Origin of the sequence: Kaistella sp. 97-N-M2, assembly GCF_021513235.1 — a bacterium.
Classification (GTDB): Bacteria; Bacteroidota; Bacteroidia; order Flavobacteriales; family Weeksellaceae; genus Kaistella.
The window spans coordinates 2,234,535-2,255,649 of record NZ_CP090976.1 but is presented as its reverse complement, the minus strand read 5'-3'; the positions used below and the strand labels follow the sequence as shown (position 1 = coordinate 2,255,649).

General features: G+C 40.3%; 21 protein-coding genes. 13 read left to right on the top strand and 8 right to left on the bottom strand.

The window, feature by feature from the left end; all coding sequences use genetic code 11:
* Positions 1 to 66 precede the first annotated feature (66 nt).
* Complete coding sequence (locus tag L0B70_RS10485; protein ID WP_235141748.1) at positions 67 to 1,938, bottom strand: endonuclease; 1,872 nt, start codon at positions 1,936 to 1,938, stop codon at positions 67 to 69.
* A gap of 192 nt (positions 1,939 to 2,130) precedes the next feature.
* Here L0B70_RS10485 and L0B70_RS10480 point away from each other — a divergent pair, with 192 nt between their 5' ends.
* The 10 genes from L0B70_RS10480 to infC all read left to right on the top strand — a co-directional run bounded on the left by L0B70_RS10480 (position 2,131) and on the right by infC (position 12,316).
* A complete protein-coding gene (locus tag L0B70_RS10480; protein WP_235141747.1) occupies positions 2,131 to 3,270 on the top strand; it encodes an acyl-CoA dehydrogenase family protein in 1,140 nt (379 codons plus the stop codon).
* 305 nt (positions 3,271 to 3,575) lie between these two features.
* A complete protein-coding gene (locus tag L0B70_RS13550; RefSeq protein ID WP_407929691.1) occupies positions 3,576 to 3,698 on the top strand; it encodes a hypothetical protein in 123 nt (40 codons plus the stop codon).
* Positions 3,699 to 3,793: 95 nt separating this feature from the next.
* A complete protein-coding gene (locus L0B70_RS10475) occupies positions 3,794 to 4,261 on the top strand; it encodes a nucleoside triphosphate pyrophosphohydrolase family protein (RefSeq protein ID WP_235141746.1) in 468 nt (155 codons plus the stop codon).
* A gap of 29 nt (positions 4,262 to 4,290) precedes the next feature.
* Positions 4,291 to 4,851 (top strand): thioredoxin, encoded by a 561-nt coding sequence (locus L0B70_RS10470; RefSeq protein WP_235141745.1) that lies wholly within the window; start codon positions 4,291 to 4,293, stop codon positions 4,849 to 4,851.
* A 1-nt stretch (position 4,852) separates the two neighbouring features.
* Positions 4,853 to 5,464, top strand: coding sequence for a DUF4230 domain-containing protein (locus L0B70_RS10465; protein WP_235141744.1), 612 nt, complete (start codon positions 4,853 to 4,855; stop codon positions 5,462 to 5,464).
* A 171-nt stretch (positions 5,465 to 5,635) separates the two neighbouring features.
* Positions 5,636 to 8,386, top strand: coding sequence for a M4 family metallopeptidase (locus L0B70_RS10460; RefSeq protein ID WP_235141743.1), 2,751 nt, complete (start codon positions 5,636 to 5,638; stop codon positions 8,384 to 8,386).
* 167 nt (positions 8,387 to 8,553) lie between these two features.
* On the top strand, positions 8,554 to 8,745 hold the full coding sequence (locus L0B70_RS10455) for a hypothetical protein (protein WP_235141742.1): 192 nt from the start codon (positions 8,554 to 8,556) through the stop codon (positions 8,743 to 8,745).
* 178 nt (positions 8,746 to 8,923) lie between these two features.
* Positions 8,924 to 9,451, top strand: coding sequence for a hypothetical protein (locus tag L0B70_RS10450; RefSeq protein WP_235141741.1), 528 nt, complete (start codon positions 8,924 to 8,926; stop codon positions 9,449 to 9,451).
* Positions 9,452 to 9,800: 349 nt separating this feature from the next.
* On the top strand, positions 9,801 to 11,726 hold the full coding sequence (gene thrS, locus L0B70_RS10445; protein ID WP_235141740.1) for a threonine--tRNA ligase: 1,926 nt from the start codon (positions 9,801 to 9,803) through the stop codon (positions 11,724 to 11,726).
* 83 nt (positions 11,727 to 11,809) lie between these two features.
* Positions 11,810 to 12,316 (top strand): translation initiation factor IF-3, encoded by a 507-nt coding sequence (infC, locus tag L0B70_RS10440; RefSeq protein WP_185145833.1) that lies wholly within the window; start codon positions 11,810 to 11,812, stop codon positions 12,314 to 12,316.
* A gap of 103 nt (positions 12,317 to 12,419) precedes the next feature.
* Here infC and L0B70_RS10435 read toward each other — a convergent pair whose 3' ends face one another.
* Positions 12,420 to 13,286 carry a hypothetical protein gene (locus L0B70_RS10435; protein ID WP_235141739.1) on the bottom strand — a complete coding sequence of 289 codons (867 nt, stop codon included), beginning with the start codon at positions 13,284 to 13,286 and terminating at the stop codon, positions 12,420 to 12,422.
* A 379-nt stretch (positions 13,287 to 13,665) separates the two neighbouring features.
* Complete coding sequence (locus tag L0B70_RS10430) at positions 13,666 to 14,580, bottom strand: SDR family oxidoreductase (protein WP_235141738.1); 915 nt, start codon at positions 14,578 to 14,580, stop codon at positions 13,666 to 13,668.
* Between the two features lie 463 nt (positions 14,581 to 15,043).
* Between L0B70_RS10430 and rpmI the strand changes: the two genes are divergently transcribed.
* The 3 genes from rpmI to L0B70_RS10415 all read left to right on the top strand — a co-directional run bounded on the left by rpmI (position 15,044) and on the right by L0B70_RS10415 (position 16,956).
* The gene (gene rpmI / locus L0B70_RS10425) at positions 15,044 to 15,241 is read left to right on the top strand and encodes a 50S ribosomal protein L35 (RefSeq protein ID WP_012782450.1); all 198 of its coding nucleotides are present in this window, start codon (positions 15,044 to 15,046) and stop codon (positions 15,239 to 15,241) included.
* A 118-nt stretch (positions 15,242 to 15,359) separates the two neighbouring features.
* Positions 15,360 to 15,704: a 50S ribosomal protein L20 gene (gene rplT / locus L0B70_RS10420; protein ID WP_143853639.1), complete on the top strand. Its 345-nt coding sequence runs from the start codon at positions 15,360 to 15,362 to the stop codon at positions 15,702 to 15,704.
* 82 nt (positions 15,705 to 15,786) lie between these two features.
* The gene (locus L0B70_RS10415) at positions 15,787 to 16,956 is read left to right on the top strand and encodes a M28 family peptidase (RefSeq protein WP_235141737.1); all 1,170 of its coding nucleotides are present in this window, start codon (positions 15,787 to 15,789) and stop codon (positions 16,954 to 16,956) included.
* 200 nt (positions 16,957 to 17,156) lie between these two features.
* Here L0B70_RS10415 and hisIE read toward each other — a convergent pair whose 3' ends face one another.
* The 5 genes from hisIE to hisB form a co-directional block, all read right to left on the bottom strand.
* Positions 17,157 to 17,747, bottom strand: a complete 591-nt coding sequence (hisIE, locus tag L0B70_RS10410) for a bifunctional phosphoribosyl-AMP cyclohydrolase/phosphoribosyl-ATP diphosphatase HisIE (protein WP_235141736.1) — start codon at positions 17,745 to 17,747, stop codon at positions 17,157 to 17,159.
* 84 nt (positions 17,748 to 17,831) lie between these two features.
* A complete protein-coding gene (gene hisF / locus L0B70_RS10405; protein ID WP_235141735.1) occupies positions 17,832 to 18,584 on the bottom strand; it encodes an imidazole glycerol phosphate synthase subunit HisF in 753 nt (250 codons plus the stop codon).
* Positions 18,578 to 19,297: a 1-(5-phosphoribosyl)-5-[(5-phosphoribosylamino)methylideneamino]imidazole-4-carboxamide isomerase gene (gene hisA, locus L0B70_RS10400; protein WP_235141734.1), complete on the bottom strand. Its 720-nt coding sequence runs from the start codon at positions 19,295 to 19,297 to the stop codon at positions 18,578 to 18,580. Before hisA ends, hisF begins: the two co-directional genes overlap by 7 nt.
* Before the next feature lie 142 nt (positions 19,298 to 19,439).
* Complete coding sequence (gene hisH / locus L0B70_RS10395; RefSeq protein ID WP_235141733.1) at positions 19,440 to 20,021, bottom strand: imidazole glycerol phosphate synthase subunit HisH; 582 nt, start codon at positions 20,019 to 20,021, stop codon at positions 19,440 to 19,442.
* Complete coding sequence (hisB, locus tag L0B70_RS10390) at positions 20,018 to 21,112, bottom strand: bifunctional histidinol-phosphatase/imidazoleglycerol-phosphate dehydratase HisB (RefSeq protein WP_235141732.1); 1,095 nt, start codon at positions 21,110 to 21,112, stop codon at positions 20,018 to 20,020. The genes hisH and hisB overlap by 4 nt, the downstream gene beginning before the upstream one ends.
* Positions 21,113 to 21,115: the final 3 nt, after the last annotated feature.

Sequence of the window (21,115 nt, the reverse complement as noted above, 5' to 3'; positions counted from 1 at the left end):
TAAATATTTCTCTTTCGTCCACACGATACAAAAATTGATGAGCACAATTTGAAGCTGCGGTTCTATCTATCTTTTAATAATCTTGATCGATTCGCCATCAATTTTCAAAATGTAAATTCCGGCTTTCAAATAGCGAACATCAATAGAATTTTTAGTCCTGAATGGCGCATTTTCGCGCCGGATTATTTTGCCAGAAAGATCAAACAAAGTTGCAGTCTGAACTTTTTCCAGATTTCTTCCTTTAATGAATATCGTATTGCCCACCACCGGATTTGGATAAACCGAAAACTCATTTTCACTCACAACAATCACGTCGGAAGCTGCTAAACTTCCTATGTTTTCGCAATAATCGGCAGGAAAACTTTGCCACTCCGCCAGGTTAAAAGCGCTTGTCGGCTCATTAACAGAATTACGACGATACAGAGAAACATTTCCCAACGTGGAATAATTATCGACATCCCGCATTCCGATCGCATCAACGGTTGCGGAATTATACCGAAGTTCCAGATAGTTGCTTCCGCTGAAAGTGAGTTGTGGCGCAGCGGTTAAAAACCGTGCCTCGTCATTCGTAATACAAGTAAAATTGGCGTTTGGATTTAAAACGACGAATGTTTCGTTGTTCTGAACGGTTCCTTCCAGTTCGAACGCTTCCGTGAAATAATAATTGCTTCCGCTGTAAAACTGAATGCTCAGTCGATACTTATCTAAATTAACGGGATGGCCAGTTTTGTTTGTGATTTCCAGGGCTTTGTTGTTTGCGGTGCCTTCCAGATACTTCGTAATCATTAAATCTTTGGAGAAAATGTCCGACGCCAATGTGCTTGTCGTAATCAAATTGCTGTCGGCAGATTCTAAGTATCCGGAATCATAAGCCCGAACCGTAAAATTATACGTGGTGGAGGGCTGGAGATGATCAATACTGATATTGGTGTTTTTTGTGGCCCCTATCAAAGTGCCGTTCATGTAAATTTTGTAACCTAAAACATCGCTTTCCGGGGAACCGCTCCAGCTTAAATTTACAAAATAAGCGCTGTTCTGCGTAACACTTAGATTTAACGGTGCCTGTGGAATTACGCCATCCGGCGTCTGCGTCCAGATCGCGCTGATCCATTCGGGATGATCGATAAACGGATTTCTGTTTTTTTGAATCGCAAACACTTCGTCATTTCTGTCGATCTCGCGCTGAGAAACGGGATCCTGATTGCTCCACTGCAGCAACATTGCGAGATACCAGTATTCGAAGGCTTTTTCTTCCGTTCCATCCAAAGGGCTTCGATCTGTTGCCGCGGACGCTCCAGTATAGAAATTAAAAGAACTTAATTTTCCCTCGTATCGAACGGCAAAATATAAAAGACTGCGTGCGATGTCCCCTTTAAATTCATCGATCGGCTCGTAAACCCTTCCTGTATAACCAGAATTTGGCGAGGCATTTTTACTGATTCTGGAGCCGTTTGTAAAAGTGTAGTAATTTGGAGTGCCGGCTACGCCGTAAGGATAATTGCTTCTTAACTGGTTAATTTTAGCATCCGTAGGAATTACATAAAAAAGATCCGAATACATCGGATAATTACTATTGAATGTGCTTTGCGGCATCATATGTTCGCGGTTCCAGCCTTCTCCTTCGGCGGTCGCGGAGCCGATTGCGTTTGCTTCCGTATATTCGTACGCATCTGGACCGGCCGGGATTTCGGAGTAAATATCTAGAAAAATCGTCGTGTTGGTTGCATCGTGATCGTAATACTTGTCTAAATCGGTTTGATTATAGAAAGCACCCAGATCACCGTAATGCCAGCTAATTGTCTTTTGGGAAATGATTTCATGTAATTTCGATTTTAAGGCATAACCGCTCAGAGACGCAGTTCCCTCATAGTAACCTGCAGGTATTTGAGAAAATGCGAGAAACGGAACCGAGAAGAGCAAAAATAAAATTCTTTTCATGTGATAAAATTTGAACAGCTAAATTAAATAATTCTGAAATGACAATAATTAATTCCGTGTAAATTTTACATTCTCCCTCCTTACAAATAGATGGTTATCAAAAGGTACCGCGCTTCGCATAGCATTTTACCTCCAAAAAAAATATTTTTCGGACTTAACCATTTTAATTATCTTTGAGACCAAATAACTGATATGAATAGCGAGACTTTACACAACATTACTATGATTGCAGAAACCGCAAAGGATTTTGCCGAAAAAAAGATCCGTCCGAATATTATGGAATGGGACGAAAGCCAGACTTTTCCTGTCGATCTTTTCCATGAATTGGGAGAAATGGGGTTTATGGGGATTGTTATTCCGGAAGAATATGGCGGTTCCGGCCTGGGTTACCACGAATATGTAACCATTTTAGATGAAATTTCGCAGGTTGATCCGTCTATCGGACTTTCTGTAGCGGCGCATAATTCCTTGTGCACGAACCATATATATGAATTTGGAAATGAAGAGCAACGACACCGCTGGTTGCCGCAATTAGCATCCGGAAAAGTAATCGGTGCCTGGGGTTTAACCGAACATAACACGGGATCGGATTCCGGTGGCATGAGTACAACCGCTGTAAAAGACGGCGACGACTGGATCATCAACGGGGCCAAAAACTTTATCACCCACGCCATTACCGGAGATATTGCTGTGGTAATGACTCGAACCGGCGAAAAAGGCGCCAGAAACAATTCCACCGCATTTGTTGTTGAAAAAGGAACCGAAGGATTCACGTCCGGAAAGAAAGAAAATAAATTAGGGATGCGCGCTTCGGAAACCGCCGAACTTATTTTTGATAATGTGCGCGTTTCCGACGCGAACAGATTGGGAGAAGTAGGCTCAGGTTTCAAACAGGCCATGAAAATTTTGGACGGCGGTCGGATTTCCATTGCTGCCCTAAGTTTGGGGACCGCGAGAGGCGCGTACAAAGCTGCTTTAAAATACTCAAAAGAAAGACATCAGTTTGGAAAAGCAATTAACGAATTTCAGGCGATCAATTTTATGCTTGCTGATATGGCGACCGAAATTGATGCTGCCGAATTACTGATCCAACGCGCATCTACTTTGAAAAACGCCAAAAAGCCTATGACGAAAGAAGGCGCAATGGCCAAGCTATACGCTTCTGAAGCCTGTGTACGCATTGCCAACAATGCGGTTCAGATTTTCGGCGGATATGGTTATACGAAGGATTTTCCCGCAGAGAAATATTACAGAGATTCTAAACTATGTACCATCGGAGAAGGAACTTCCGAAATTCAGAGATTAGTGATCGGCCGGGAGATTTCAAAGTAAAATCATATTTAAACATACGAAACACCGTTAAACCGGTGTTTTTTTTATGCATTGTTAGATGAACAACCTATTCATTATCGATTACGCCAGCGTGGATTTCTACAAAATATAAAGAAGCATACGCAGTTTACATTGATTACTACGGAAACTGCGAGAAAGCCTGGACCAAAGCAGGCTCTACTACAAGTCCTGTTATAAGTCGGTAAAAATTCCTGCAAGTGCCACTTTAGGCGCAACAAGATTGAGAGTGCGGAAATGTTTTGAATGTTGCGAATGCTGAGGCGACAGGTTTCCGAATTTTGGAGATGAGCGGAAAACTTCTTCAGAGCGGGCAAACCGCCGGGCAGAAAGTTAATATGACAAACCTTCCAAAAGGAGGTTATTTAATTCAAATCGGTAACACTTCCAAAAAATTCGTTAAAGAATAACCTAAAGAAACCATTTACCAAACCGTCCCAATTAATTTTGCGGCGGTTTTTTGTTTATAAAACTGAATGTTTATATTTGTTCAAATTAAATTTTAATGGAAAAGATAGATTCGCTGAATCAGGTTGCAGAATTTCACAAAACTTTTAACGCTCCAATTTTAGAAACGCCTCAAATTCCGTCGAAAGAAAGATGCGAACTGCGGGTTTCTTTGCTTCAGGAAGAATTAAATGAATTGAAGCAAGCCATTGCAGACAATGATATTGTTGAAATTGCGGATGCTTTGTGCGACCTTCAGTATGTTTTGAGCGGTGCTGTTTTGGAATTCGGTTTGGGCGAAAAATTTCCGGCGCTTTTTAATGAAGTTCAGCGGTCCAACATGTCGAAAGCCTGTTCCAATCAAAACGAAGCCGACGATACGATTGCATTTTATAAAGAGAAAGGTGAAGAAGCTTTTTCCGAAATTTCGGGCCGAAAAATTAACGTTCACCGAAAATCTGATCATAAAGTTTTAAAAAACAAATATTATTCGCCGGCGGATTTAAAATCTATTTTAGAAAACTAATTCCCTTCCTTCAAAACAAATCTCGTTCAATGAAAAAAATTACTCAAATCTTTCTCGCGGGCGCAACGCTGCTATTATCGCTTCAATCCTGCGACGCCCAAAAAGTGGTTGTGAATAGAGAAGTCGAAACCACAAACGACGGTAAAATGCTTTTAGGACATCAAACAAAAGATCAGTTGCTGAAAGAACCGTACAGCGAGTGGTATACCAAAGAACATGACGAGTATACGATTGATAAAGCCGCAGTTTCCGATCTGAAAAAAGAAAAGCTGAACTCCTACAACATCACTTTGGTGATGGGAACCTGGTGCGAAGACAGTCATCGCCAAGTGCCACGCCTCTTCAAAATTCTGGAAGCCGTTGATTTCCCGGACAGCAAATTAACCATGATTGCGGTTAATAGAAAAAAGGAAGCGCCAAATGGCGAAGAAGGCGTTTTCAACATTCAGCTCGTGCCCACGATTATTGTCCAGAAATATGGCAAAGAAATTGGCAGAATCACCGAAAATCCTTCAACGGGATATTTGGAAAGAGACCTTGTTGAAATCCTTAAAAAAGACGACACCTCACTAAAAAATTTACTCAAATAAATTGAAAGCAAACCAAAAAATACTTCCTTTTGTTTTAGGAGCTGCAGCAATGCTGCTCCTCTTTTTCATCTGGAACAGCCTTACGAAAAAAGCCGAAGACAAAGTTCAAAACGATTATTACATCATTACGAATCAGATTCGAAAAATGAATAAACTGGTTGTGATGGAACAGGATTTTTCGAGCATGCAAAAAACCACGTTAACATCTGAACTCTTAGGCGGAATGCTGCCTAAAATAGAGAAACAGATTATCACCTTTACAAAAACCAACGCCCAGGTTTCATATGATCTTAATAAAATGAAACTCGAGGTTGATTCCGTTAATAAAAAACTCATCATCAAAGAATTGCCGAATGCCGACCTCCGAATTACGCCAAGCGTTGAAATTCAGTCCTTAGATGATTCTTTTTTTAACAGATTCGAGCAAAAAGATTTCCAAAAAATCACCCAGTCTGCTAAAGACAACGCAATTAAAAGCGTTAATCAAAACCGGTTGCGTGCGGAAGGCCGAAAGCAGCTGTTAGAAAATCTCGAAAATATTTTCGTTTTGGCAAAAGCGCTGAACTATACCATTGAAGATGAAACCGGCACCTTCGATAAGTCGAAGTTGTAGTTCATTTCGGTTTGCATTCACTTTGTACTCTAAATATACCTTTTTAATGGATGAGAATTCGGCGAAAGATTAGATATTGCGCCAATTTAAACTATCTTCAAATTAATCCACTTTTCTTGCAACCAAACAGAAAAATAATTATTATTTTTACAACAAATTAATATAATAATTATGAAAAAACAATTACTCATGCTCGGTGTGCTGGGACTTCTGCTTGGTTTTACCGATTCGTTATCAGCGCAGGAATTCGTTTCAAAAAAGGTCACAAATCCCAACGGGGGAATCAGTTTGGTGGTTTTTAAAGCAAATTCGGGCCTAAATTCTTCCTCTACAAATACCTTATTCAAAGAGGTTTTAAAACTTTCTAAAGATGAGCAGTTAAAACTTATCAAAACAGAGAAAGATTTTACAGGCAAATTTGTGGACGAGAAATATCAATTTTATTTTAAAGATATTAAGGTAGAAGGCGGGATCTATCATTTGCACTATCAAAGCGGCAATTTACTCAGCATGAATGGCGAGATATTTCAATATGTTCCGGCCGACTCCCGTCCCGCTATATCTGAAACAGCGGCGTTTAATGAAGCCGTGAAAAGTGTGGGTGCGCAAAAATACATGTGGCAAGATACCGATTACACCGCACACAACGATTATAAAAAACCAAGTGGTGAATTACTTTATGTGCCTGTTAACCAGGCCGATGGAAGCTACAGTTTAATCCTCGCCTACAAATTCGACATCTATGCGGCCACTCCTATCAGCAGAGATTACATTTATGTGGACGCTGTAACCGGAAGAATTGTGGCAATTGACCCAATTATGAAACATGCAGATAAGGAAGTTAAAAAAGCCCAAAACACTCCTATTTTCGTAGAACCTATTGAAACTGCATCTAAAAATTATCCAGCTCTGGTATTGGGAAGTGCAGACACAAGGTACAGCGGAACTCAAAATATCGAAACCACCTTGGCGGCTCCAGATAAATATATTTTGCACGATACCACGCGTGGATCCGGCATTAGAACTTACAATCTGAAAAAAAGTCAAAGTCTGGGTTCCGGCGTTGATTTTCAGGACAACGACAACAATTGGACGGCGGCCGAATTTGACAATGCGGCCTTCGACAACGCAGCTTTAGATGCACATTTAGGCGTAGAAAACACATACGACTACTTTTTTACCACCTTCGGAAGAAACAGTTTTGATGGTCTCGGAACCCTTTTAAAAAGTTACGTTCATTACGGAAACGCTTACGAAAATGCAGGCTGGACCGGCTCTGAAATGATCTACGGCGACGGCGCGTCCACTTTTAAACCGTTAACGGCTTATGATGTGACGGCCCATGAACTGGGACATGGCGTATGTTCCACTTCTGCACAGTTGCTTTATAGCCGGGAGTCCGGTGCTCTAAATGAAGGTTTTTCTGATATTTGGGGCGCAGCAGCGGAATACAAATATGCACCAACAAAGCAAACCTGGCTTATCGGCGAAGAAATAACCAAAATAGCTCCAATGTATCTGCGCTCTATGAGCAATCCAAAATCTGGGCTGTCCCCTCAACCCGATACTTATCATGGCATTAACTGGAAACCGGCCACCATAGAAGAAGGTTGCATTACACCGGGCCAAACCACCAATGATTATTGCGGCGTTCATTACAACAGCGGCGTATTAAATCATTGGTTCTATATCCTTTCCGTAGGGAAAACGGGAACCAACGATATTGGCAGCAACTACAGTGTAACCGGTATCACAATCGAAAAAGCACAGCGCATTGCTTATCGTTTGGAAACAAATTATCTAACCCCTACCTCCAATTATAAAAACGCCCGGGACTTTGGAATTCAGGCGGCAAAAGATCTTTACGGAGTTGATTCTCCCGAAGCCATCGCCACGCAGGATGCGTTTTACGCCGTTGGGGTTGGTGTTAAATATCTTTCCACGCCGGACGTCGTGCTGCCAACAACACCTACGAATTTAGCAGCCACCAACACCACAGGCACACAAACCAAATTAACATGGAATGCCTCGACCGACGAAAACGGAATCGACCGGTACATCATCTATAAAAACGGAACGCAGGTAACTACCGTCGCCGGTAATGTTACCAGTTATATTGTAACCGGTCTTTCAACAGTTACCACGTACAGCTTTTACGTGAAAGCGGTTGATCCGTACGAAAATGTTTCCGCGCAAAGTAATACCGTTACGGTAACCACGCTGGACCAACCAACTTACTGCGTTGCGACTGCGACCAATACGGCAGATGAACGGATTAAACGTGTTCAGTTCGGCACTATCGATAACGAAAGCACAGGTCTTGCAGGCTATGAGGACTTTTCTTACCTAAGTACAGATGTTAAAAAAGAATCCACCTATACCATTACGATAACACCGCAATGGGGCGGAACAAGCTATCCGGAAGGATACGGTGTCTTTATCGACTGGAATAACGACGGCGATTTCTCCGATGCAGACGAAACTGCCTTCACGAAAGCAGCATCCACAACCACTCCGGTCACAGGATCGATTGTTGTCCCGGCCTCTGCACCAGTCCTCGGATCGGTAAGAATGCGGGTGATCCTTCGCTACAATGCTGTACCAGCTGCTTGTGGAACCTTCACTTACGGACAGGTTGAAGACTACACCCTGAATGTAAAAGATAAAGATCTTGGCGTTTCCAATTTAACAACTTTGGCTACAGCGCTGTACCCAAATCCGGTTAAAGATGTGATTACCATTCAAAGTAAAGAAAGCGGAGAATTTTCCTACAAAATCTTTAGCGTAACGGGCCAGATGGTCGGTAACGGAAGTTCTGCCGATAAAAAAATAAATGCACAGAAATTAAATACGGGCACTTATATAATTGAACTTACGGATAAAAATGGTACAAAAACAACGAACAAGTTCCTCAAAAAATAAATGTTAAATCTTTAAAGTAAAATCGAGTCGCCCTTACATATTTTGAGGGCGACTTTTTATGTAATTCTTTTTCATTAGATCCAAAATGTACTTTTTGGCAAAGGCTTTGACGTACTTTATTCGAAACTCAAAACCACAAGTTTTTAATCACCCTAAAAAATTAAATTATGGCCCACGACAACGACCAAAAAAAGACCGAAAAATCCGACGTTAAAAAACAAAATCAGGATTTTCCCAATATTCCGGCCTCCACGGAAAAAATAAATTCCGGCGACACCGCGCACAAGGAAATAAAGAAAACATCTAAACTTCATAACGAAGGAAAGACGGACAACACCGAAAAAAATGCGGAAAATTAATTTTCACTTTTTCCTATCGTATCAAAACGAAATCTTAAGAAACCGTTAAACCCGCCCAATTAACCTTAATCTCTGTTAAAATATTTTTGACGAAATAGTAATAAGGCTTATTTGTCACAGTTTTTGATGGTAGGTGAAACACCAAATCACGACTTATTAACATTAAAATTTTAAAATTATGTCTTACACCATTGTGGGAATGTTCCCAACAAACGAAGATGCAGATAAAGCATCAGATAAATTAGATAGTGCAGGTTTTGCCAAAGAAGATTACAACGTTTCCCGCTACAGCACAACCGGAAATATTGGCGATTCCAAAAATTACGATTACGAAGAAGACGAAAAAACCACCGGTTTTTGGAACTGGCTTTTCGGCGAAGACGAACATGAAAAGAAAAAGTACAGTTACGCAGGTTCCAAAAGCAATATGGTTACCGTTTATACCGACGATCTGGAGCGCGCTGAAAAAGCGAGATCTATAATGAATGATCAGGGAGCGATTAATGTAAATGATTTCACAAAAGATCGGTACGGAAATAACCATTCCACCAGCACAACCACAGATCTTAGCGCAGACGAACGCGCAAGAATCATCAATAAAGCCAAGAACAATCTTTATTTTACAAATGAAAACAGAACATACAATATGAGGCCTGAAGGTATGGATTCGGATATGGATTCTCAAGCGTCGAATGATACGTTCTAAAAATCATTCTAAATTTTTCCCCAAAAACCGATTTCAATTCTATGAGATCGGTTTTTTTTATTTGAAGCATTACCATTTGTTTTTCTTTCGAAGATGCGTCGCGCTTTCCGTTCCAATCTGCCATTGCAAAGAACAGTCAGTTCTGCGCGGAGGTTTTCGCCGTGCAATGGCAGGATTTCCACTACAATCCCGGCTATAACCTCGGTCTGTTCTTCTCCGCAGCGACGAAAGACGATGCAAGACCGATGAAACATAGAAAACGGATTCTTCTTTTTCAGAAAAACCCGCAAACTAAAACATACTTTACAAGAAAATCCGTATTTTCGCAACTTAAAATTTCCCGTTCAAAATGATAAAAATTACACTTCCCGATGGAAGCATCAAAGAATTTGAAAGCGCGGTAACCCCGCTCGAAGTCGCAAAATCAATCAGCGAAGGTCTGGCAAGAAATGTTATTTCCGCCTTGGTTAACGGAACGCAGGTTGAAAATACCACCCCGATCACGACAGATTCTACGGTTCAGCTTCTCACGTGGAATGATGATTTGGGCAAAAAAGCCTTCTGGCACTCCTCTGCTCACCTTTTGGCGCAGGCCATTATGGAATTTTATCCGAACGCGAAATTAACCATCGGACCGGCAATTGAGCAAGGTTTCTACTATGATGTAGATTTTGGCGAGGAGGTTCTTTCAGAGAAAGATTTCGAGAAAATCGAAAAGAAAATGCTGGAGAATGCAAAGAAAAATTCAACCTTCAGTATTTATCCGGTTGCGAAAGCCGATGCTTTAAAAGAATACGCCGACAATCCCTATAAAACGGAACTGATCACCAATCTTAACGATGGTGAAATTACCTTCTGCACCCACGAAAACTTTACAGATTTATGTCGCGGCGGTCATATCCCCGCCACCGGAATTGTAAAAGCCGTAAAAATATTAAACGCCGCCGGCGCTTATTGGCGCGGCGACGAGAAAAACAAACAACTCACCAGAGTTTATGCGATCTCTTTCCCGAAACAAAAAGATCTCACAGAATACCTGGAACTTCTGGAGGAAGCCAAACGCCGCGACCACAGAAAACTCGGTCGCGAACTGGGAATCTATGCATTCTCCGAAAAAGTGGGCGCCGGTTTACCATTATGGTTACCAAAAGGCACCGCTTTAAGAAAAAAACTGGAAAATTTCCTTTCCGAGGCGCAGAAAAAATCCGGCTACGAATTTGTGATGACACCGCACATCGGCTCTAAAGAATTGTATGTAACATCCGGCCACTGGGATAAATATGGCGCCGACAGTTTTCAACCCATCAAAACGCCGAACGAAGGCGAAGAGTTTATGTTGAAACCTATGAACTGCCCGCACCACTGTGAAATTTACAAAGTAGGCCAATGGTCTTACCGTGATTTGCCCAAACGTTTCGCAGAATTTGGCACCGTTTACCGGTACGAACAGTCGGGCGAACTGCATGGCTTAACCCGGGTGCGTGGCTTTACGCAGGATGACGCGCACATTTTTTGTACACCGGATCAATTGATGGCTGAATTTGAAAACGTAATCGATTTGACGCTGTATGTTTTCAAATCCTTAGGATTCGAAGATTTTGTAACGCAGGTTTCGTTAAGAGATCCGGACAATAAAGAAAAATATATCGGCAGCGATGAAAACTGGAAAAAAGCGGAGGATGCAATTGTTCAGGCTGCTCAAAAGAAAGGGTTAAATTACGTGATCGAAACAGGGGAAGCTGCTTTCTACGGCCCAAAATTGGATTTTATGGTCAAAGACGCTCTAGGCCGAAAATGGCAATTGGGAACCATCCAGGTTGATTACAATTTACCGGAAAGATTCGATCTTTGGTATACGGGAAGCGATGGGGAGAAACACCGACCTGTGATGATTCACCGTGCGCCTTTCGGATCCATGGAACGCTTTATCGCGATTCTTTTAGAAAATACGGCCGGCGACTTCCCCTTATGGTTAGCGCCAGACCAGTTCACCATCTTACCGATCAGCGAAAAATATTTGGATTATGCAAAAAAAGTTTCACAGTTGCTGGAAAATCACGATATTTGTGGCATAGTTGACGAAAGAAACGAAAAAACAGGTAGAAAAATTCGCGATGCGGAAATCAATAAACTACCATTTATGCTCATCGTCGGAGAAAATGAAGAATTAAATGGCACTATTTCTGTAAGAAGAAGAGGCGAAGGCGATTTAGGCGAAATGAGTGTAGAAGACTTCATTAATTACTTCAAAAAAGAAGTAAAAATTACCAATTAGAATATAACCAATTAAAATTTAAAACCATAGCACAGAAATTTCATTACAGAGGTAGAGGTCCACAGAGACGAGTTCAGGAAGATTTGCACCAAATCAATCAAAAGATACGTGCACGAGAAGTTCGTTTGGTAGGTGATAATGTGGAACCCGGCGTTTATCCGCTGGAAAAAGCTCTAGAAATAGCTAAAGATCAGGAATTGGACTTAGTGGTTATTTCAGATAAAGCAGAACCATTTATTTCCAGAATTCTGGATTATAAAAAGTTTCTTTACGAGCAGAAGAAAAAGCAGAAAGAACTAAAAGCCAAACAGGTAAAAGTAGTTGTGAAGGAGATCCGTTTCGGCCCTCAAACCGACGAGCACGATTACGATTTTAAAAAGAAACACGCGGAGAAATTCCTGGAAGAAGGTTCGAAACTGAAAACTTATGTTTTCTTTAAAGGACGTTCGATCATCTTTAAAGATCAGGGCGAAATCCTTCTTCTTAAATTGGCACAGGAACTGGAGCACGTTGGAAAAGTTGACCAACTTCCGAAATTAGAAGGCAAACGGATGATTATGATGATGAGCCCAAAAAAACCGGCAAAATAAAATTAAATTTTTACAATTTGATAATAGTAAAGAGACTTTTCGGAGTCTCTTTTTTTGTGGTTTATATTTTATTTAATTGACGCTCTACTCGTTTAAGACCAGCCTATTGAGAATCTGCTTTTATTTTGTCTATGCTTAAAAACATGTAACAGGCTGTAAAAAAGTAAACCAAATCCGGTATACCACGCAGTGGAAAGTCGGTTTTATTTAGAAGTTTGATGAGCCTCGCGTCGTACCCTTCTGCCAGTTTCAGCTGAATGTCCGGCACGAAATATACTGCGGTTATGATAAAAACCCAGAGTAACATCAAAAACATCAATACTACAGAAGAGCGGCGTACTCCATTCGGTCTGAACCAGAACATTGAAAGTAGTAAAATGAGCGGTAAATAAACAGGGATCAGAAAGACCCAGATAAATGCCGGAATGTTTAAACCTACGGACTCGCGCGTGGCTAACCATTCAGTGGGATCAACCAAAAGCCACATCGGATAACCCACTAAACTTTCCATGTACAGCGTTCCCCAGGAATACATCGACAAACTGAAGACCGCAATAAAAAGCCAGATAGCGATTTGGCTTTTCGTTGTTTTCTTCAAATAAATCTGCAACAATCTCACTGCAATGGCCGTCTGGAGCGCTGCAGGCCCCAGCTGAAAATACTTTCCGTACATCAGTAAACTGTTGCTTAGTTGCGGTGTAAAGCCCGCAGCTGGTAAGGCACGTTGAAGAGGGAGAACGAGAATAAAAGTTGCGGCTACCGATATCGTACCCAGTCCCAGCGACCACCATAAGATTGGGCGGCGAAAAACTTTTGAACAATAATAGTTTAAGAGCAAAAGTGACAGAAACATAAATGCGGCAGGAACATAATAAAACAGCATCATCTTCTCATTAAACAGCTGCATATAGTTATAAATGTTTTTCGTAATCTTCTGTAGCTGCGGATAACTCACGAAATAAGTCATCATAGTTACACCAAAATAATAAAAACATGTTACAAAGTATAGAAGCAAAATCCACTTTTGAAGTGAAGAATTTCGTGTTTGATTCATTATAACCGCGTTATTAGAAGTTAAATTCTTTTGATAACTGAACGTTATCCCATGCGTGAATAAATTTCCAATTTAATACAAAAGCACACAAACATTTAAGCACCTAAATCATCCGTGTTTACACGGAAAATAAAAGCGGAAAACACGTGAGATTTTATTAAAGGATGGTGTTCAACTGCGAAAAAACGCACTATACAGTAAAGGAAAAGAGATAAATTGAAACAAGACCTGAAGGAGCGGATCGTCGGCCGATCCGCACGCAGCCCAGGTTAGGGAATCAAATAGTCACTGAAATCTAATAACGTAATTCGGCCCGGTGTTTCTGAATAAAATCACTCCACCGTGTAGGTTGTTTACCGGTAATTTCGAAAAAATTATCAAATGTATCAGTGGAGCCGGGAATGGTACCGTTTGCATGCTGTTTCCAATGATCGTAAACACAATTCATGTAAGCCATTTCGGCACCAGCATCTTTCATTTTTTGCAAAAAGATCTCTGGAGAAAGAGCTTCGTAGCGAAAAGGTTGCCCCACAATTGAAGTCATTAACTCCGCAATCTCTGCAAAATTTAAAGCATCGTAACTCAAGCGGTAGGTTTTACCGTTATGTTTCTCCGGATTAATCAGCGACAGCGCGGCAACTTCCGCAACATTTTCTACATCAACCCAGGATAATGTTGCGTCGTCGACATAGCCATTGATTACGCCATTTTTGACCGCCTTCTCGTTTCCGTAACTTAATAAATTCTGCATAAAGTCCTGCGGCCGCAAATGGGTAAACGAAAAGCCGCTCCATTCAATGTATCTTTCTACCAATTGATGCCAAACCCAATGTCCTACAGTCGCATCATCGGGTCCGCACGCTCCGAGATGAACAATATGCTTAATATTGGCTTTCTTGGCATTATCTACCAGTACTTTGCTTTGTCGCAACATATCAACGGTATATCCCGTAACTATAAAAAGACTGTAAATTCCTTCAAATGCCGGTAAATGCGTGCTAGTGTCATCGAAATCAAGTAATACAGTTTTAATGCCCCGATCTGTAAACTGCCCCGCCTTTTCTTTGGAACGGACCGCGGCTACGATTTCTATATCTTTGTGCTGTACAAGATAATCGATGGTTTTACCGCCAACCTGCCCTGTTGCGCCGGTGACGAGAACTTTAACAGGATTAGTATTATTAATGTCTTCCTTATATATCTTATTCATGGCGACAAATTTAAGGTTTTAAAGATTACTCTTAAAAGCAACGCATTTGAATTTTAGACGAAAGTTGTGGGCGAAAAATTATTTTCAATGAAAATTTTAAAAGAGATCTCGAGAAGCATCCGCAAAGAGCAGATCATAAATTAAAGGCAAAAAAGTATTTATAAATTCCACCACTGCGTGAGGGATCGCAGCGGTTACCCCACAGCAGGCGGCGGACATGCCCCGGCGCGAGGAGTATGAGCGAAGAGCCCGACCTGCGGGAGTGAATGGCGGCGCGAGCGAAGCGAGCGCCAAAATGAACGACTAAAGGGCACGCCCAAACCCGCAAAACAATTAAAACTATTATCTTTTTTAATTCGGCGAAATTTTGTACTTTTGCAGTCTGAAAAATGTGTAGAATACTCTAAAAGTGATGCACATAACAGGAAAAGACATTGATAACAAATAGATAAAATTAAGCAAAATGCCAAAATTAAAAACTAAATCAGGTGCTAAGAAGCGTTTTAAGCTGACCGGAACCGGAAAGATTAAAAGAAAAGGTGCTTTTAAAAGCCACATCCTGACCAAAAAAGAAACGAAGCAAAAGAGAAATCTTACGCAGACTTCTTATGTTGCAGAAGTGGACAAAAAGAGCGTTTTACGTCAATTAGCTTTAAGATAGTTTTTATAAATCAACCGGTTTATAAGAATTAACAAATTCAGAAAATTTAACCCTGAAACGGCGCAAAAAAGTGTAATGAAATAATTTACCGCCCTTTTCAAAAAAAACAAATTTAATTATGCCAAGATCAGTAAATGCAGTAGCTTCCAGAGCTCGCAGAAAAAAAGTAATTAAGCTGGCGAAAGGTTTTTTCGGTAGAAGAAAAAATGTTTGGACCGTAGCGAAAAATGCCGTACAAAAAGCAATGCAATATGCTTACCGCGGTAGAAAAGAGAAAAAGAGAAGTTTTAGAAGTTTATGGATCATGCGTATTAACGCAGGAGCCAGAGAACACGGAATGTCTTACTCCCAGTTTATGGGCGCTCTAAAAACGAACAACATCGAATTGAACAGAAAAGTTTTAGCTGATTTAGCAATGAATCACCCGGAAGCGTTCAAAGCAATCGTTGATCAAGTAAAATAAATGTAGAATTTTTTGTTATCAATTATAAAATCCCATACAATTTGTGTGGGATTTTTGTTAATTTTGCGCCAGATTTAAAGATATGAAAAAAGCCCTACTCTCTATTATCACGTTGTTTTCGGTTTTCTGGTCTGCACAAACGTTCACGCAGGCTTATCAGGACCGCGCTAATCAAATCACGCAAACCAACATCAACACGTATCTTACGGAATTTGCGTCGTACGGCGTAAAAAAGACCGGATCCGTCGCCAACGCCAACGCTTTGGCGTGGCTGAAAAATAAATATGCTTCCTTCGGCTACACCGCTTCGCAAATCGTGGAAGATCCTTGGACCGGTGGCGGCTACACGTCCAAAAATCTTGTCATCACCAAAACCGGAACCCTGTATCCTACGAAATTTGTCATTGTTTGCGGGCATTTCGATACCATCGCGGGGCCTGGAGTTAACGACAACGGCAGCGGGACATCAATTATCCTGGAAATTGCGCGAATTTTGAAAGATGTGCCTACTGACTATTCGATAAAATTTATTAATTTTTCCGGGGAGGAACAGGGATTGTACGGAAGTCAGCACTATGTTCAGAACGTAGTAAATGCAACCACTCCGAAAATGGACATTAAAGTGGTTTTTAATATTGATGAAGTGGGCGGTGTGGCCGGTATGGTTAATGATACCGTTTTCTGCGACAGAGATCAAAGTTCGCCAAGCAGTAACAATTCTGCCTCGCAGGCAATCACGCAACAACTGGCGAATTGTGTCGGTCTTTATTCGCCGCTTTTTACGGAATTTGATCCTGCTTATGCTTCCGATTATGTTCCCTTTCAGCAAAATGGAGAAATCATTACGGGGTTTTACGAACACAACATCAGCAATTATCCGCATACTGCGAACGACACGTATGTGAATATGGATCCCGTTTATGTCTTCAATGTGGGCAAAGCGGCTTTGGGTGCGGTTCAGCATTTCGCCGGAGCGTCCACCATTACTTTAGCCGTGGATTGTCCGCCGGAAAGAATGTTGGAATCTCTAAAGATTTCGCCAAATCCGGCGAAGAATTTTGTGCAGATCGAAATGGTGAATCTCAATAGAAAAGATTTCAGTTTTACAATTTCGGATCTGAGTGGACGGACTATAATTGCAACTAAGAATGAAAGCAGGATCGATGTTTCGAAACTTGAGAACGGAGTTTATCTCGGCACGATGAGTGTGGAAGACCAGAAAGTAACGAAAAAGATAATAATTAAAAAGTAACTTATTTTATTAAAAAAGTAAAAAAACCTGAATAATTTTTCAGGTTTTTCTGTTTCTATTTCAAGTCCGAGTAAACAATACTTATTAGATCTCAGTCAGAGAAACCAATTTTATTTTGGATAAAATTAAAAAGTGACAGAACAGCTTCATTTTGTAATATCGTATCGATCTGTGAAATCTGCGCGAAATAAAAGCAGCCTTTACTTTCGGCTTCTCTCCGTCAATACTTTCTCGATTTCTGTTAAAGAAAATCCCTTCGCTTTCAATAAAATTAAAAAGTGATACAGCAGATCTGCAGCTTCATTTTTAAACAAATCGGCATTATCATCTTTGGCTTCGATGACCAATTCTACGGCCTCCTCTCCTACTTTTTGCGCCATTTTATTGATTCCTCTTTGGTAGAGATCGTAGGTATGAGATTTCTCGACTTTCTGATCAATTCTTTCAGAAATAGTTTCCTCCAGTTCATACAAAAAGCCTTTTGACTTCTTCTCTTCAAAACAACTGAAACTTCCGGTATGACAAACATTTCCGGCCGGCTTTACCTGAATTAATAAAGCATCGGAATCACAATCCTGCTTAATGCTTTTTACATAAAGGTAATTTTCGGAGGTTTCACCTTTCAACCATATTCGGTTTCTGGTGCGGCTGAAGAAATGAACTCGCCCGTCTTTTTGCGTTAATTCCAAAGCTTCTTCATTCATGTAGCCCAACATTAAAACCTGTTGCGTGCGATCATCCTGGATTATTACGGGAACTAAACCATTTCCTTTTTCAAAATCTAATTTCATCTTTAATTTTTATTGTTTTTAAAATATCATCTGCAATCTCACCAAACTTATTCATCTTTATTTGTAAACTCGTTAAGGGTAATTTTATCTGATGGCGATTTTATTTTGTGTTAAATTCTCTTTTAAATCGGATATTTTTATTTCATTGAAGTGAAAAATACTGGCAGCCAAAGCGCCGGTCACTTTTGTATTGGTAAAGACTTCGGTAAAGTGCTCCATTTTTCCCGCACCACCGGAAGCGATGATTGGGAGTTGGCAAACCTCGGAAACATTCTGCAACATTCGGATATCGAACCCGTTTTTGGTACCGTCGAGATCCATTGAAGTCAGCAGGATTTCCCCGGCTCCTAAATCTGTAACGGTCTTTATCCAATCTAAAGTTTTCCAGTCAGTTTTGATTTTTCCACCATTAATGAAAACGTAATCTTCACCGCCGATCTGTTTCGTATCGATGGCGACAACGACGCACTGGTTTCCGAACTGTTGGGCAATTTCCCGAATCAATTCCCGCCTTCTCACGGCGGCTGAATTAATCGACACTTTATCGGCGCCGGCTTTTAATAAAGCTTCTACATCCTGAACGGAAGAAATTCCACCACCGATGGTAAAAGGAATATTGATCTCTAAACTCAGTTTTTCAACTAATTTTATTAAAGTTTTTCTGTTTTCTAAAGTGGCTGTAATATCCAGGAAAACCAATTCATCAGCGCCATCTTTCACATATTTCTTGGCGAGTTCCACCGGATCACCGGCAATTCGCAGATCTTCAAACTGAATACCTTTCACCGTTTTTCCATCTTTGATATCCAAACACGGAATAATTCTTTTCTTTAACATTGATTAAATTTTTGAAGTTCCTTTAAACTGATCTTTCCTTCGTAAATGGCTTTTCCGATAATTGCTCCCGAGCAACCAATCTCCTTTAAATCCTCCAAATCCTGCATTGACGAAATTCCGCCACTGGCAATTAAAGCAATTTCTGACTGTTTCAAAATTTCCTGATACAATTCAAAAGAAGGTCCTGCAAGCATTCCGTCTTTTGAAATATCAGTACAAATAACTTCTCTAATTCCTTTGAGTTGATAAGATTTGATAAAGTCCAAAACATCCAGATCAGAATCGGTTAACCAACCGGAAGTTTTTATTTTTCGGTCCAAACAATCTGCGCCTAAAATTAATTTCTCAGCGCCAAATTCGTTGATCCATTCTTCACACATTTCTGGATTTTCTACTGCAACACTTCCAATCGTAATCTGATTTGCTCCTGCATTGAAAGCTCTTTCCAAACTTTCGCGCGTTTTTATTCCACCGCCAAAATCGATGATTAAAGTAGTTTGAGAAGCGAGCATTTCTAAGGTTTTTAAATTTTTAATTGTTTTCGCTTTCGCGCCATCCAAATCGACCAAATGCAGATATTGGATTCCGTGCGCTTCGTATTCTTTGGCAATGTCCAAAGGATTTTCGTGGTAGATCTTCTTGGTATCGTAATCTCCTTTGGAGAGTCGGACGCATTTTCCTTCGATGATGTCTATGGCTGGAATTATTTTCATTTATATTTTTTAAACCACAAAGTCACAAAGTCTTTCTGGATTTTTCTAACACATTAGTCACATTAGGATTTCTAATGAAAGTGAATTTATAACTTGTGAGAAGTTCACATTAGTTTTAAACTTTGTGACTTTTGTGGTCAAATTATTTTAGTTTTAAAAAGTTTTCGAGAATTTTTGAGCCGATATCGCCCGATTTTTCCGGGTGAAACTGCGTTCCATAGAAATTGTCTTTTTGCAGAGTTGCAGAGAAAGGCAAAATATACTCACACTCAGAAGTTGTGTATTCTCCAGTTTCGCAATAATAACTGTGGACGAAATAGAAATTATCTTCGGTAGAAATTCCTTCCAAAAGTCCGCCTTTTATCTTTTGCAAATTATTCCAACCCATGTGTGGAACAATGTCGGTGGCGGGAAATTCTTTTACTTTCAAATCAAATATGCCGAGACATTTGGTATTTCCTTCTTCCGAAAAATCACACAACAATTGTTGTCCGAGACAGATTCCTAAAAAAGGTTGTTTTAAAGTGGGAATCAAAGTATCTAAATTTCTCTCCTTTAAATAATTCATCGCCGTAGAAGCTTCTCCCACTCCCGGAAAAATCACTTTTTTCGCCTTTCTTATTTCCGCAAAATCGGACGTAAGAATGGTTTCAAACTCTAATTTTCGGACGGCATTTTTCACGGATTTTACATTTCCCGCGCCATAATCGATGATTGCTATCATAATATTCCTTTGGTACTTGGGATGGAAAAATTGTTCTGGTCCTGCTTCACGGCATCACGCAACACTTTGGCAAAAGCTTTGAAAATCGATTCGATCTTGTGGTGTTCATTTTCACCTTCACATTGAATGTTTAGATTGCATTTTCCAGTATCAGTGAAAGATTTAAAAAAATGGTAAAACAATTCTGTCGGAACATCGCCGATTTTTTCTCTTTTAAAATCAACATTCCAAACCAACCAATTTCGTCCGCCAAAATCTAAAGCAACCTGCGCCAAACAATCATCCATCGGCAAAGCAAACGCATATCTTTCAATTCCTTTTTTCGAACCTAAAGCCTGTTCGAAACAGTTTCCGAGAACCAACGCGGTATCTTCGATCGTGTGGTGTTCATCAACTTCCAAATCTCCATTAACATTCACTTCTAAATCGAAATTGCCGTGTTTAGAGATCTGTTCCAACATGTGATCGAAGAATGCCAAACCGGTATTGATATTGGATTTTCCACTTCCGTCTAAATTTAATTCAATGGAAATTTCGGTTTCTTTTGTTTCTCGATTCACTTTCGTTTTTCGTGGGATCTGCTTTAAATATTGGTAGATCTCGTCCCAACTTTGCGTGGTTAAAGTCGCTTCAGCAAAATTTTCCTTACCAATAAAAATAGATTTCGTTCCAAGATTTTTTGCCAGTTCTACATCTGTTTTTCGATCACCGATGACGAAGGAGTTTTTCAGATCGTAATTTCCGTAAATGTATTTTTGAAGCAACCCGGTTCGTGGTTTTCTATTCGGCGAATTGTCGGATTCAAAACTGTCATCAATTAAAAGATCAGAAAAAACGATTCCTTCATTTTCTAAAGTTTTCAGCATTTTCTCCTGTGGAATCCGAAAATCTTCTGCCGGAAAAGAATCCGTACCCAAACCATCCTGATTCGTCACCATGACCAATTCATAATCGAGTTCGGTCACGATTTTGGCTAAATTCTGAATGACTTTTGGATAAAATTCTAATTTCTCTAATGAATTTACCTGAAAATCGGTGGGCGGTTCTACAATTAAAGTTCCGTCGCGGTCGATGAATAATACTTTTTTCATGAT

Excerpts from the sequence above, each read along its gene's own strand:
- L0B70_RS10475 (WP_235141746.1), top strand. The coding sequence starts at position 3,794 with ATGGAAAAGATAGATTCGCTGAATCAGGTTGCAGAATTTCACAAAACT.
- L0B70_RS10485 (WP_235141748.1), bottom strand. The coding sequence starts at position 1,938 with ATGAAAAGAATTTTATTTTTGCTCTTCTCGGTTCCGTTTCTCGCATTT.
- hisB (WP_235141732.1), bottom strand. The coding sequence starts at position 21,112 with ATGAAAAAAGTATTATTCATCGACCGCGACGGAACTTTAATTGTAGAA.
- hisIE (WP_235141736.1), bottom strand. The coding sequence starts at position 17,747 with ATGAAATTAGATTTTGAAAAAGGAAATGGTTTAGTTCCCGTAATAATC.
- rplT (WP_143853639.1), top strand. The coding sequence starts at position 15,360 with ATGCCAAGATCAGTAAATGCAGTAGCTTCCAGAGCTCGCAGAAAAAAA.
- rpmI (WP_012782450.1), top strand. The coding sequence starts at position 15,044 with ATGCCAAAATTAAAAACTAAATCAGGTGCTAAGAAGCGTTTTAAGCTG.
- L0B70_RS10435 (WP_235141739.1), bottom strand. The coding sequence starts at position 13,286 with ATGATGACTTATTTCGTGAGTTATCCGCAGCTACAGAAGATTACGAAA.
- L0B70_RS10460 (WP_235141743.1), top strand. The coding sequence starts at position 5,636 with ATGAAAAAACAATTACTCATGCTCGGTGTGCTGGGACTTCTGCTTGGT.
- L0B70_RS10455 (WP_235141742.1), top strand. The coding sequence starts at position 8,554 with ATGGCCCACGACAACGACCAAAAAAAGACCGAAAAATCCGACGTTAAA.
- hisA (WP_235141734.1), bottom strand. The coding sequence starts at position 19,297 with ATGAAAATAATTCCAGCCATAGACATCATCGAAGGAAAATGCGTCCGA.
- L0B70_RS10450 (WP_235141741.1), top strand. The coding sequence starts at position 8,924 with ATGTCTTACACCATTGTGGGAATGTTCCCAACAAACGAAGATGCAGAT.
- L0B70_RS10480 (WP_235141747.1), top strand. The coding sequence starts at position 2,131 with ATGAATAGCGAGACTTTACACAACATTACTATGATTGCAGAAACCGCA.
- L0B70_RS10415 (WP_235141737.1), top strand. The coding sequence starts at position 15,787 with ATGAAAAAAGCCCTACTCTCTATTATCACGTTGTTTTCGGTTTTCTGG.
- L0B70_RS10470 (WP_235141745.1), top strand. The coding sequence starts at position 4,291 with ATGAAAAAAATTACTCAAATCTTTCTCGCGGGCGCAACGCTGCTATTA.
- hisH (WP_235141733.1), bottom strand. The coding sequence starts at position 20,021 with ATGATAGCAATCATCGATTATGGCGCGGGAAATGTAAAATCCGTGAAA.
- L0B70_RS13550 (WP_407929691.1), top strand. The coding sequence starts at position 3,576 with ATGAGCGGAAAACTTCTTCAGAGCGGGCAAACCGCCGGGCAGAAAGTT.
- hisF (WP_235141735.1), bottom strand. The coding sequence starts at position 18,584 with ATGTTAAAGAAAAGAATTATTCCGTGTTTGGATATCAAAGATGGAAAA.
- thrS (WP_235141740.1), top strand. The coding sequence starts at position 9,801 with ATGATAAAAATTACACTTCCCGATGGAAGCATCAAAGAATTTGAAAGC.
- L0B70_RS10430 (WP_235141738.1), bottom strand. The coding sequence starts at position 14,580 with ATGAATAAGATATATAAGGAAGACATTAATAATACTAATCCTGTTAAA.